Source organism: Pseudomonas sp. MWU318 (assembly GCF_016756945.1).
Taxonomy (GTDB): domain Bacteria; phylum Pseudomonadota; class Gammaproteobacteria; order Pseudomonadales; family Pseudomonadaceae; genus Aquipseudomonas; species Aquipseudomonas putida_A.
On the sequence record NZ_JAESJL010000017.1, the window covers coordinates 1 to 12,396 of the forward strand.

At 56.6% G+C, this 12,396-nt stretch carries 14 protein-coding genes and 2 pseudogenes; 5 read left to right on the forward strand and 11 right to left on the reverse strand.

What is annotated here, in order from left to right; genetic code table 11:
• Positions 1-542: 542 nt before the first annotated feature.
• Positions 543-914 carry an immunity protein Imm33 domain-containing protein gene (locus tag JN524_RS26615; RefSeq protein WP_237403186.1) on the reverse strand — a complete coding sequence of 124 codons (372 nt, stop codon included), beginning with the start codon at positions 912-914 and terminating at the stop codon, positions 543-545.
• Positions 915-1,189: 275 nt separating this feature from the next.
• Between JN524_RS26615 and JN524_RS26620 the strand changes: the two genes are divergently transcribed.
• Entirely contained in the window at positions 1,190-1,669 is a 480-nt protein-coding gene (locus JN524_RS26620; protein WP_202371248.1) for a hypothetical protein, read from the forward strand.
• 86 nt (positions 1,670-1,755) lie between these two features.
• Here the strand turns inward: JN524_RS26620 and JN524_RS26625 are convergent, their stop codons facing one another.
• From JN524_RS26625 to JN524_RS26635, 3 genes are all read right to left on the reverse strand, one after another.
• Positions 1,756-2,169, reverse strand: coding sequence for a hypothetical protein (locus JN524_RS26625; protein WP_027613844.1), 414 nt, complete (start codon positions 2,167-2,169; stop codon positions 1,756-1,758).
• A 118-nt stretch (positions 2,170-2,287) separates the two neighbouring features.
• Positions 2,288-2,473 (reverse strand): hypothetical protein, encoded by a 186-nt coding sequence (locus JN524_RS26630; RefSeq protein WP_202371249.1) that lies wholly within the window; start codon positions 2,471-2,473, stop codon positions 2,288-2,290.
• Positions 2,474-3,163: 690 nt separating this feature from the next.
• A complete protein-coding gene (locus JN524_RS26635) occupies positions 3,164-3,586 on the reverse strand; it encodes a DUF6896 domain-containing protein (RefSeq protein ID WP_046488807.1) in 423 nt (140 codons plus the stop codon).
• A gap of 215 nt (positions 3,587-3,801) precedes the next feature.
• Here JN524_RS26635 and JN524_RS27405 point away from each other — a divergent pair.
• A pseudogene (locus JN524_RS27405) lies at positions 3,802-3,943 on the forward strand (LysR family transcriptional regulator); the annotation flags it as partial.
• A 22-nt stretch (positions 3,944-3,965) separates the two neighbouring features.
• On the opposite strand, the gene JN524_RS26640 reads toward JN524_RS27405, so the two are convergent.
• Both JN524_RS26640 and JN524_RS26645 read right to left on the reverse strand, forming a co-directional pair.
• On the reverse strand, positions 3,966-4,205 hold the full coding sequence (locus JN524_RS26640; RefSeq protein WP_027613842.1) for a hypothetical protein: 240 nt from the start codon (positions 4,203-4,205) through the stop codon (positions 3,966-3,968).
• A gap of 83 nt (positions 4,206-4,288) precedes the next feature.
• Complete coding sequence (locus JN524_RS26645; RefSeq protein WP_027613841.1) at positions 4,289-4,519, reverse strand: hypothetical protein; 231 nt, start codon at positions 4,517-4,519, stop codon at positions 4,289-4,291.
• A 217-nt stretch (positions 4,520-4,736) separates the two neighbouring features.
• On the opposite strand from JN524_RS26645, the gene JN524_RS26650 reads away from it, so the two are divergent.
• Positions 4,737-5,276, forward strand: a complete 540-nt coding sequence (locus JN524_RS26650; RefSeq protein WP_027613840.1) for a GAF domain-containing protein — start codon at positions 4,737-4,739, stop codon at positions 5,274-5,276.
• Between the two features lie 67 nt (positions 5,277-5,343).
• Here JN524_RS26650 and JN524_RS26655 read toward each other — a convergent pair whose 3' ends face one another.
• The 4 genes and pseudogenes from JN524_RS26655 to JN524_RS26665 form a co-directional block, all read right to left on the reverse strand.
• A complete protein-coding gene (locus tag JN524_RS26655) occupies positions 5,344-7,470 on the reverse strand; it encodes a TonB-dependent siderophore receptor (protein WP_202371250.1) in 2,127 nt (708 codons plus the stop codon).
• Positions 7,471-7,632: 162 nt separating this feature from the next.
• Positions 7,633-7,854, reverse strand: coding sequence for a hypothetical protein (locus JN524_RS26660; protein ID WP_202371251.1), 222 nt, complete (start codon positions 7,852-7,854; stop codon positions 7,633-7,635).
• Between the two features lie 119 nt (positions 7,855-7,973).
• Positions 7,974-8,060, reverse strand: a pseudogene (locus tag JN524_RS27410) (oxidoreductase); the annotation flags it as partial.
• A gap of 169 nt (positions 8,061-8,229) precedes the next feature.
• Entirely contained in the window at positions 8,230-9,726 is a 1,497-nt protein-coding gene (locus JN524_RS26665) for a diguanylate cyclase (RefSeq protein ID WP_202371252.1), read from the reverse strand.
• A 437-nt stretch (positions 9,727-10,163) separates the two neighbouring features.
• On the opposite strand from JN524_RS26665, the gene JN524_RS26670 reads away from it, so the two are divergent.
• Both JN524_RS26670 and JN524_RS26675 read left to right on the forward strand, forming a co-directional pair.
• Positions 10,164-10,859 (forward strand): SDR family NAD(P)-dependent oxidoreductase, encoded by a 696-nt coding sequence (locus tag JN524_RS26670; RefSeq protein ID WP_202371253.1) that lies wholly within the window; start codon positions 10,164-10,166, stop codon positions 10,857-10,859.
• A 90-nt stretch (positions 10,860-10,949) separates the two neighbouring features.
• A complete protein-coding gene (locus JN524_RS26675) occupies positions 10,950-11,969 on the forward strand; it encodes an AraC family transcriptional regulator (protein ID WP_202371254.1) in 1,020 nt (339 codons plus the stop codon).
• Between the two features lie 6 nt (positions 11,970-11,975).
• Here JN524_RS26675 and JN524_RS26680 read toward each other — a convergent pair whose 3' ends face one another.
• Positions 11,976-12,389 carry a cupin domain-containing protein gene (locus tag JN524_RS26680; protein WP_202371255.1) on the reverse strand — a complete coding sequence of 138 codons (414 nt, stop codon included), beginning with the start codon at positions 12,387-12,389 and terminating at the stop codon, positions 11,976-11,978.
• Positions 12,390-12,396: the final 7 nt, after the last annotated feature.

The window sequence follows — 12,396 nt, forward strand, 5'->3', positions numbered from 1 at the left end:
TTGTTGGCCAGAAGCGGTCAGTCAGAAATCGTCAGAATGCGGTTCAGAACATGAAGACTCAGCTCGATAATCGCTGTGCGTCAGTGCCAGTCTCTAAAACAGTGCATGCATTGACGCGCACGCCAAGTCCTCAACTGCCCTCCGCAGAATGAGCAGTGGGCAAGCTTTTGCTCGCACAGGGGTTTCATCCGATGGTGGAAATACTCCCAGACAACATCCGGATCAATATTTTCTCGGCGGACTATTTCATCTACTACTGCCTGATGACCCTTTTCGTGGAATACCCCGATGATCGCTAGCGTTTCAATTGATGGACAGTAAGCAGTAATTGACTCGCCGCATCGATTACAAACGCGTTGACCATAGCCAGTAATCATAAATTCGTTTCAGTCCCTGGAACTGGAGATGACCTTTTTACTAGATGCTCAGTGCACTGACAACGTCTATGGAGGGTCGTTTTCGGCCGGTCGCGACAGGCAGCAACCGGCCAGAAGTAGTCATTCGATGTATCTATGAAAACTCAGGGCAATTCATCAAGCGAGTCAGGTGCGTATCAACTCTGCGTCAAACCAAACGTCTTCAAAATTATTGCCGTCGATGTAAAAACGATAGCCTGGCGGCAAATCGAGATATCCGACAACTTCCGGTAGATAGTCCGTGATGTGCGCTACATGAAGGGGTGAAAAAAAATCGTCAGCCTCAGACCACTCCATACCGCACCACAGGTACCAACCATTCGTACCGTTTTCCGGATTAACCCTTAACCCATTTATGGGCTGAAGCCCCAGGGTCCCCAACGCTATTCCGATTTTTGACCCCGATTGTGGTCGATCTGGGGTAACTCCCTGCCATTCACAAATGCTTTGCTCCTTCCTTACTCGCATGGCGATTTTCTCCAAAGATTGAGGTGCCATATAGTTCGCACTCTCATGGCTGGGGTGTTGGGTATGGGCCGATTACTAACTGTAACGACTGGCCCGAAGGAGTCGATGTCGGTCAATCATAACAGGCAGAAATCCACCATTTTCAGTCTTTAGCGAACGGCTGCAATGGGTCGGAAGCGGTCACTCATGAGCGTCCGCTTCTGGCCGAAAGCTGCCGCTGACGGACGGCCGCTTTTTGTCAAAAGCGGACGTTGGTAGGCGACCGCTACCGGCCAAAAGCGGACATTCGAACTCGAGACAATACGATGAATAAGAAAGCAAGAATGACTGCATTTCTGCTCAGTAAAGTAGCAGCCCAACCTGTGCCTGGCCGAACGTTTGACCCTGATCGCATGATCCGAATCCCCGATTGTCATTCAATCGTCGAAGTACTTCGCCTCATCAAACATGGCGGGCCAGAATGGGCACATCGTTACGTCACGATGTACTTTTCCGGTCCATCAAATGCTTGGGCTCTGGTGTACTCGCTTCAGGACACCAGCGCCCCGTACTTTGATTTCATGTACACCTGCAAAGAGCCGCCTCAGAAGGCCCTGTCCGCACTGCTAGGGAAGTATCCACAGTCCTCTGTCATAGATTGGTCACCCGGACGCCTGGCCTGCATCGAAGCTCAGGGGTTGGATGTTGATACTCTTGCTGAAATAATCCGGGATGTAACTGAAGCGGCTTGCGATGAACACATCATGTTCGTCGATGCTTCGTATGAGGAAATGGGTAGAGCGTGACCCAAGAGCGGGTGATCGAGCTGAACTTCCCATTCTGGAAAATAAATCCGTCCCCTTTTCTGTCCCCTTTTCTAAATTTTTGCCGTTTAAAAATCGATTTTGCATCGTGCTTCAGCGGCCTGTATTCGTAATGTAAGACCAGACTCGAAGCACATGACAAGATGATGATCTGGTTGGATGTGATCTGTCAGGTAAAAGGCCTGTGTCTCTGCGTTGGACTCCACGGCTCCGATCGAATGAATAACACTATCGTCGCCATCGATTGGGTAATCATTCCGCCCACTTGATGAAAAGTAATCGACCTCATGGAAGCTGATAGTAATCTTGTGTGCTTCTTCGGTCGGCACCCAGGCTTCAGTCCGTCGAGTAAAGATGAGTACAGCCGACCTATCCATGATGTCGTAATTAATGGTGCTGGCGTGGTAGAAGTTATGAAGGTCATACGCACGGTTTTGAATCTCAACCTCAATATGCCCGAATTCGAAACCATGAAATTGCATGGGTAAGCCCTAATGATCTAACGGCAGGCGTGTATCGTACGGCATCGTCGCAATGACTGTTTTTGGCCGTTTCCTGCCTCTCGCGAGGGGCAGAATACAACCCACGGCAGACATAAAATCATGAACCACTGGTCTGGATAAACCAGGCTATGAACACTGCGAATGGCGAGAGCAAAATCAGCCCTCCGACGACAACGGCCCATCCCCAAGCAAAACCACTATCTCCCTTGAAACGGCCGCCACTCAGCAAGCCCAGTACAAAAACTCCAATACGATGAGCTATCAAATCGATGATGAAGTCCATGACCCTTTCTCGCTGTCGTTTTTCCCTAGGAACGTCAGTATGTCCGCTATTGGCCAACAGCGGTCGCTTGCCGATGTCCGCTTCTGGCCGATTTTTGTCTGTCGCCACCGTCAGCTTTGGGTCGAAAGTCGTCGTTCACCACTGTGAGTAAGGCGCGTTATCTGCCGACTGATGCCAAATAGATCCATGGGCTCGGCAGAGCTCAACGGAATATCTGTCGCACAACATTTCGATGGCGGCTTTATCAAGTGCCTGATCTGAAGAGGAGATTGACCCACCACAGGTCAGGTACAAGTACAACGCAGCCAGGGCGTCCAGCCTCGACGAGTCGGACTGCACGGTAAACCTTGAGACATCTACCTCGCTCGCATGGATTTCGATGTAAGGGTCATCGCTCTCTCTGTCCTTCACATACAGGTATGTCCAAGAGCGGCTGTTCACAGGGTATGAATCACCATCCGTGTCTACGTTTCGCCCAGGGCCATAGAGCAAATCCAGAAAACATCTGAAGTCGGGCCGTTCGCTAACGACGGTCACTGTGTACATAGGTTCTCCGTATTGTCCGCTTTGGGTCGATTTTTGCCTGTCGGAACGGGATTAATCGGCCAAACCTGGCGGTGGTAGGTGGCCGAAAATGGCCGATCCAGGCAGGCGCCCTGTAGTGAGAACTTAATGCACGGATAGAACGGACTATTTCGACAGAAATTGTGAGGTGTCGTCCGCTACGTAGTAGAGAATGTACCCGGAATACACTAGAGAACCGGCAGCAACTTCCGCTTTGAAGCACTCTGTGAGTGCATCCTCATCAGCAAAACCGTATTCCGACAACTTGTCACCTGCGAAACTAGCAAGTCGCCACGCGTCGAAGCCACCGATCTCACCATGAGCCCCAAAGTCAAAGTCTACTGTACCTGTGGGGAGACTAACCGCGCAGCCATAGCCGTGCTTGAAGTAACGAACTCCGCCTTCTAACTCTCCGCGCTGAGGAATGTCAGTGCCCACCCAATCCATATTGGTCAAGGGCCGCGGAATACCAGACCGATGCATCATGTCCACAGCGGTGCCAACACTTGCTTGGTAGTCGCTGATCAAAATGGCGAGTTGGTTATTCATAAAGTCTCACGTTATAAGCAGCACTGAGTCCAGAGACCGCAGAGAGTAGCAGTCGACGCAACTGATGGGCAGCTCTTGGCCGTTTTCTGCCCTCCACGAACCCCACAGATCGGCCACTAGCCGCCACTCACAAGCAAACTCGCTTTTTTGTAGCAATCAAACCAATAGCGATCTCCTTCAACAGCGCGGCCATGGCCTGGGACGCCTTCGCCGCCTGCCTCAGTTATACCCTCCTGTCCACTGGAACCAACTGGCGATTCAAGGATGCTGATGTCCCGATTTCCGAACGACTGCGTGTCAACTCGCCTGAGGCGATACGTGAGTATCGTCAATGCAGGGTTGGGCATCGCGCAGGGGTCGGGGGCGAGCGAAGAAGAAATCAGTCAGCGCCTGCATCCTTCACGTCGATTTGCGTAATACCCACCAGGCTGGCCTGCTCCAGTATCTCTTCAGCAGTCGAGTCAGCTGTTGGCATGATCAGACTGTTCTCAGCATCCCCAAAATGCAGTTCCAGCAGATGCATGGCAGCGTCGTGAATGGAGAGCTTCGACTGCTGCAACGCGAGTTGATGCGTACGGGACTCGCCGTTGAACAGATACTCGATGGTGTAGTTGCGCATTGATAACCTCAAAATCAGAGTGGCAGACAACTACCCTGACTTACCGGTCAATCGTTAGTTCAAGCGGATAAATGTTCTGCTGCTCAACTGCGAGAAAGCGTTTTCAGCCGCTCGACCAAAGCCGCTTCAAAAATGACGTACAGCTTTTCAGCATCGCCGGCACGCAGAACCTCGCTGGTTTCCAGCCCAAGCACGAAGCCATCCGCACGAGCCCCCGCCTTCACGGCGATGATCATCGAGTCTGCCCGGACAATCTGCGCCAGGAGCCGATCAGCTTCACGTTGCATCTTTTCGCTCAACACTACGCCTTCCACTTTCCTCACCTTTCATTCAATGCGATATCCAACATTTATGAGATCAAGGCTACGCCGCCGATAACGGCGCCTCAAGCCGCACGCCAATGACGCTTCGCTATTGCAGCCATCAGGAACCTTTCATGTGAACGAATCCATTTTGTTTAGTATCAAAATGGGCAGTTTCAAAAGCGTTTAGCAGTCGCCAACTTAAAAAATCATGACCGGAGAACAATGCATGCCCCTCAGTGACACCATTGACAGAGCGTTGCTAAGCGCAGAGGAACGTTCCTCTATCGCTGAAATTGAAGCTACAACCAATATTCTGCAGCTTGTTACACGCATGACCGGGACGCGGTTCGCGGCGATCGCGAAATTCACCGAGACTGACTGGATCGTCTGTTCCGCCTACGATCCGATCGAGCTTGGGATCAACTCCGGCGACACGCTGGAATTGGAAACCACGCTGTGCAGTGAGTTTCGCAGAGACCCTCAGGTGCTTTTCGTGCCGCAGATAAGTCGCGACGGCAGGTTTTCCACACGTCCCGTGGTTAAGCAATATTTGATTGAAAGCTACGCAGGCGCGCCCATTTTCCTTCCTGACGGACAACTTTGGGGCGCGCTGTGTGCGTTGGACTCCAGGGCGGTGATTTTCGATGACCCGGATCTGGCAGACACGTTAGGCCTGTTCGCGAGACTGATCGGCTGTATCTTTTACGCGAATCTGACGGAGGCCGGCAGCGGCTACAGCAAAAACGTTTCAAGCGTTATCGGATAATCAAGAAACAGCCCTGAATATTCAGGGCTGTTTCATTTGTGGCCTGTGAGAATTTTGCTCCACCCTGCTACAAGGTGTAGGAAACGCCGACCTGCACGGTTCGCGGCGCCCCCGGGTAGGCATAGACGTTGCCGAATGCGCCCTCTTCATAATCTCGGTCAAAGAGGTTTTTCACGTCGAGATTAAGCCGCACCTTGTCATTGATCTTGTAGAAGCTGAGCAAGTCGACAACGGTATAGCTGCCCATCGAAAACGCGGTGTTGGCAGTTTGACCAGCGCGCTCGTCGACGTACTTGAGGCCAGTGCCCAGGCCCAGTCCCTTGAAGGTGCCGTCCTGGAATTCATACATGTTCAGCAGGCTGAAGCTGTTCTTCGGGATGTTCATCAGCCGCGTGCCAGAGCGCAGCACATTGTCCTTGGTCACTTCGGCATCGACATAGGCGTAGCCGCCAATCACCCGCCATTCGGGAGTCAGGTTGCCGGCAACGTTGACGTCGAAACCGCGGCTACGCACTTCGCCGGCCGCAACGCTGAAGGTCGAGTCAACCGGGTCGGTGGTCAGCACGTTACGTTTTTCGATCTGATAGATCGCCGCGTCGACGCTCAACTGCTGATCCAGCGCTTCCCACTTGAGTCCCATTTCATAGGACTTGCCCTTCTCTGGCTCGAACCCTCCGCCCTGGCGACTGGCGCCGGTGTTCGGCTTGAAGGAGCGCGCCGTGTCGGCATAGATCGCCAATGTCTCGGTCAGGTCATAGGTCACGCCGATGCGCGGAGTCACCGCGTTGTCACTGGCCTGCCAGCTCTTGCCACCGGGCACGTATGTTTCGTAGTCATGTTCGAAGCGCTCGAAACGCGCCCCGGCCAGCACCTTCAGCTTATCGGTCAATGCCACCTGGTCCTGCACGAACGCGGCATACGTCTTGAGGTTTTCCTTGTCGTGCGTCGGCGTGCGGGTGAGTGCCGGGCGCGGCTGCCCGTAGACCGGATCGAAGATGTCGATCGGGTACGCACCGACAGCGCCGCTGGAGCGCTGGATGATCGACTTGTAGTCGTAATCCTCGTACTCGATACCGGTGAACAACGTGTGCTGCAAACCCGCAGTATCGAAATGCCCGGTCAGGTTGAGCTGGGTATCCTTGTCGGTCCACTCCAGCTTGCGATAGTTGAAATTGCGCCCGAGGGTGCGGCCGTCATCGGCAATGCCATTGGCCTCGATTGCGTTGCCCTTGAGCGAACCGTCGAGCCACTGGAAACCGCCGCCGAGGGTCCAGTCTTCATTGAGCATGTGCTCGAAACGCATTTGCGCCATGTTGTTGTCGTTATGCAGTTTGCCAGCGTCTTTTTCGCCGAAAAAACTGTCGCGCGAAGCGGTTCCCGTCTGTTTTGCGTAACGGGTAAGGCCGCGATCCAGAGGCGCGTTGTTGCGCATGAAATCGCCTTCGAAAATCAGCTTGGTCGCGTCGGTTGCCTGCCAGGTGAGCACCGGTGCGATGCCGTAGCGCTCGGTTTCGACATGATCGCGAAAGGTGTCGCCGCCCTCGCCCACAACGTTCAAGCGATAGGCCAGACGCCCTTCTTCGTCGAGCGGGCCGGAAGCGTCCAGCGTGCCGCGTTTCATGCCCTGATCGTTGAGTTGGCTGCCCAGGGTGACGCTGCTTTCAGGCAACGGCTGCTTGGACACCACGTTGAAGGTGCCGCCAGGATCACCCCGACCGTAGAGCATGGTGGCCGGGCCGCGCAGCACTTCGAGGCGTTCGATTGTGTTGGCATCCGGCATGTTCGGATAGCCGCGATTGATCGGAAAACCGTTGCGATAGAACTCGCCGGTGGTGAAGCCACGCACGGTAAACGTGGTCAGGCCCTGACCACCAAAATTGTTCGCCCGCCCCACGCCGCCGGCGTAGTCCAGCGCGTCCTGCAATCGGGTGGCGCCCAGATCTTCGACCGCATCCTTCGAGACCACGCTGATCGATTGCGCAGTTTCGTGGATCGAGGTGTCGGTGCGCGTGGCGCTGGCCGAGCGCGTCGCGCGATAACCCTGCACCGGGCCGTCCGCCCTTTCGTAATTCGCAGTACCGATGACATCGGTTGCGTCCAGCTCCAGCGTTGAGGGTGATGCCCCCGTTTGATCAGCCCATGAGGCAGGCGACAATGCTTGCAGCACACAAATGGAAAGCAGGGTTCGACGCATGGAGAGGGAAACCTTTACGAATAGGCCAATGCAGGGGGTGAATCCGCCAAAAAACTCCCGCGCATGCTATACAAAATTATTCGCAATTAATACAGATTCCCATTAACGGCGTTATCCCTGGTAAGGGAGACACCGTCGCTCTGCACCCTGCCCCGCGAATGTTTATGTTCCGCCCGAAAGCCCCTCGGTGGCCTGGACGAACCTCGCCCCGGCCTTGCGCACCAACTGGCGCCATTCAGTTGCTGTAATCAGCCTTTGCTGTTCCATGCTATCGGCCATTTTCAGCAACTCGTCGTATTGATCCTCGGCGTCCATACGGATCTCCGGCTCTTCCAGCAATTTTCGCCAGGCGGCCAACGCCTGCTCTTTCCGAACGTCGCTCATGGTCATTACCCCGGGTGACTTGTAAGCCGGTAGAGGGCTGCGGTTCTGGAGTGTTCAGCGGCGGCGACTGATGGCGCGACGGATGGTTTTCGTTGCGGCCTCGATAAATGAAGCAGTCAGTCGGACTCGACGACGCCCGGGCACACTACCGTGACGCGGATCTTGTCCGTTTTCTGGCGCAAATCATCCGAGATAGCGCGGGCTGCGTACTCGGCGAAGGGCTGGATGGGGCGAGTGCCTGCTATCGAGTGGGCTACGAAAGCCCGTCGCAATTCAGTCGCCAGTTTGGGTGTCCGCCATCAAAAGACACCCAGCGGGTTCCCGCCCGGCATGAAAGTCAGCCTGACGGCGATCTATCGGATTAAGGCCTACCGATCACTTCACAAACCGGTTACGCCCCAGCGTCTTGGCGTTATACAGCGCCTGATCGGCGACCTCGATCAACCCTTGCAAGGATTGCAGTTGCGCCCCCGAGGCCGTAGCGATGCCGATACTCACACTCAGCCGGCCGAATGGGCTGGACGGGTGTGCGATGTTCGCTTGCTCCAAACGTTCGAGGATCAGTTGCGCGACCACCGCAGCACCGTCACTGTCGGTGGCCGGCATGATCACGCTCAGCTCCTCGCCGCCGTAACGCGCCACCAGATCCGAGGGGCGCCGTACACAATCTTCGAGGATTGTGCCGACCTTCTGCAGGCAGGCATCGCCGGCGACATGCCCGAATGAGTCGTTGAACAGCTTGAAGTAGTCGATATCGATCATCAGCAACGCCAGTGTCGTGCCGTCACGTTGTGCGCGCCGGGCTTCCATGGCGAGGCTCTCATCGAAGCAGCGCCGGTTGGCCAGGCCGGTCAGGGCGTCCTTCATCGCCAGTAACTCAAGCTGCCGATTGGATGAGAGCAACTGCTGCTGCGTCCCGCGCAATTGATCTTCAGCCCTGGTACGCCTGCGAATATCGAGAATCAGGAGCCAGCCGATGAGCCCGGTGAGCCCCAGCAACCCCGCGACCACCACTGCCGACAGCCAGGCTTCCATGCGCCACGCAGCAAGGGCTTCGCGCTTGCCGAGCGCGACGGTGGTGATCAGCGGCAGCCGGTCACTCTTGCGGAAGGCGTAGAGCCGCTCGACGCCATCGAGGCTGGAGGTAAACGACGCGGTACCGACCGATCGATCGACCAGATACTTCGCATAGATGGGCGACTTGGAAAAATTGCGGCCCATGTCCTGCTCGCGGAACGGATAGCGCACCAGCAACGTACCGTCGGTATAGGACAAGCCGATAGCGCCCTCCTGGCCCACATCGATCTTGCCGAACAGACGCAGGAAGTTTTCGATTCCCAGGGTCACCGCCACCACACCGGCAAACTCGCCGTGCGCATCATTGAAACGGCGACTGACGGTGATCACCCACTCCTGATTGGAGCGGCTCTGGATCGGCGGACCGATAAAGGTCTCGCGGCTCGGGTCGTCACGATGATGGGTGAAGTAGACGCGATCACTGCTGTTGGCCCCGGCCGGGATCGGTCGGTTGGACGACATCAGCCAACGGCCCTGGTTGTCGTAGATGGTGATGCCGCTGAGCTGCGGCATCAGCGGTTCCTGACGATTGACCAGTGCGCTCAGACGCTGGATCTGCGCGGGGCCACTGCCTTCGGTTTCCAAACGTTCGACGATCCCGAGCAAGAGCAACGAACTCTGGCGAACGATCCCTTCGGAATAAGTCGCCAGCGCCTGGGTCAGGTTCAAGCCATGAACGTTGACTTCCTCCAGTGCGCGCTCTCGAGAGGCCAATACTTTCCACACCGTCAGTGACCCGAGGGAACAACCGATCACCAACAACAAAAGCACAACCAGGCGGGTATCACGCTTCACATTACTACCTTTGGGAAAGTCCGGTTTCCGTTCCTGCGGCGGGTCGACCGACTCGATGACTGCAGCCGCGTGTCCTTGTCGCGCGCAAGGATACAAGTAGCACTGGCTTGCTGCAGCAACAGATTATGTCGCGTAAAAAAACGTACTTCCGATTTGCGCCGCTTGTCCCGAAAAAGCGTGCTGCAGACTTCAGGAAAGAATTTGCGCTTGGCGAAACAACGACAAGAATGCCAGACCAAACCATCGCCAGGCTTTCAGTATCCGCTTGGCGCCACACGCCTGAAGCCAACTTTCTGACGCCTGTTTCACGACCCCTTCCCTATGTTTTGCCAGGCATAAAATTTTGGCACTTTTGCGCAACAAGTTGACATCCAAAAGCATGCCACGGGTCACCGATATCATTAGAGTATGCGCCCTTAAAAAGGAAAGGACTCTTGATGACTCAGTCACTCTCACGGCGCGTTGTGGCGATTACCGGCGCCCTGGGGAATCTCGGCGAGACCCTGGCGGACATGGCCGCAGCCCAGGGCGCGGATCTGGTGCTGATCGATCGGGCGATGATTACGCTGCCCAGCTCCCACAATCGGCTGGTCCTGTCCGGCATCGATCTGACCTCCCTTGCCGATTGCCAGGCAGTCGCCCACCAGATCAACCGCTATTTCGGTCGCCTCGATGCGCTGGTCAACGGCGCCGGCGGCTATGCGTGGGAACCGTTGTTGGGCGGTGCGCTAGAGGCCTGGGATCGGCTCTATTCGCTGAACCTTCGAACCGCATTGAACGCCAGCAAAGCCCTGCTGCCATTACTGCTGCAATCCTCGGCCGGGCGCATCGTCAATATCGGCGCGAGCATGGCGGCCAAGGCCGGCATGGGGATGGGCGCTTACGCTGCGTCGAAATCCAGCGTACTGCGCCTGACCGAAAGCCTCGCCGAAGAACTCAAGGACATGAGCATCACGGTCAATGCCGTGCTGCCGAGCATTCTCGACACCCCGCAAAACCGTGAGGCCATGCCCGACGCCGAGCATCAGCGCTGGGTGACACCGGCGCAGCTGGCGGCGGTCATTATGTTTCTGATTTCGGAGCAAGCGTCGGCGGTCACCGGTACCGGCATTCCGGTAATCGGGCGCATGTAGGGTCTATTGACGCCGCGCGCCTTGGCGACGTCGCTTTCTTCACCTTTCGGAAAAGCAAGATCACCGGATTACCGGACTTCCCCTCCCCCCATGCGACCCGCCACTTCCAGCGCTGCCTTCGTTAACCACGTCCTTGATGTCGCCGAACAATATGGCTGCGATGGCGATTGGCTGTTGCAGCAGACCGGACTCTCACGCGAGCAGTTGTCCGACTCGATCGTGCGCATTCCCATGCGCCAACTGCGTGCCTTGCTGGAACTGGCGGCGCTCAGCAGCAACCTGCCGCATTTCGGCCTGTTGGTCGGCGCCGCCGTGCGCCCGGGCACCTATGGCGTGCTGGGTTATGTGCTGATGACCAGCGCGACACTCGGCGAGTCGCTGAACATGATCCTGCGATTCGGCAAGATCGTTTACGACAGCCCTTCCAGCCAGACCCGGATCGTCATCGGCGACGGCCGCGTGACCCTCGAAGATCAACGCATCAGTGAGCTGGAGCCTTACTGCGCCCTGCATCAGGAAGCGCTGATGGTTGGCTGGGCCGCGTTCGGCCGCTGGTTGATCGCGAGCAATCAGCCAATGCTGGAAGTGCGGATGATGCATCCGGCGGTGGGCGAACCGGCGCTGTATGAACACTTCTTTGGCTGTCCGGTGCAGTTCGAGGCCGGTTGCAATGCGCTGGTGTTTGCCGAGTCGACACTCTCTACACGAATCCAGGGCGCCGACCCGCGCATGCATCGCAACATGCTGCTGGAAGCCGACTGGCAGCTGTGTCTGACGTACCCGGCATTTTCCGTGACTGACCGCTTGCGCGCGCTGCTCACCGAACAATTGCCGACCGGCGATTTCAGCTTGAAAAGCCTGGCCCGGCAGCTGGCGATTTCGCCGCGCACCTTGCAGCGCAAACTGGCGGCCGAAGGGGAAAACTTCAATCAGGTGCTGGAAACCATGCGCATGGAACTGGCCGACCATTACCTGCGCCGCACCGAGACCAGCATCATGAACATTGCCCTGATGCTGGGTTACTCGCAGGCCAGTTCTTTCAGCCATTCCTTCCGTCAGGCCCGCGGGATTTCGCCGGTGGATTACCGCAAGTTGCTGCGCGCCAGATAAGCCCGATCACGGCTTCAGCTCCAACAGCGGCTGACCCTTTTTCACCACATAGGTCGCCAGTTCAACGCCTTGGTCCTGGCCGACGTTCTTCGCCACATGGGCCACGCCTGCCGGGATGAACAGCGAGTCACCGGCCTTTAGCGTGACCGCCGGCCGCCCCTCCAGTTGATACTCCAGCGTGCCGCTGAGCACGTGCGCCACTTCGACGCCCGGATGTGCATGCCGCGGCGCGGTGACACCCGGTTCGAAATCGATACGTGCCTGTATGACCTCGCGATCCGCGGCGCCCAGGTCCTGACGAATCAGGTCGGTACGGCTCAAGCCCTGCTGCCAGCTCATGGCCTGAGCGTCTGCCGCCTGCGCCAGGCCGGTGAATGAAACCAGTGCGGCCACAGTGGCCATAATCTGTGTGCGTTGCATGCAATTG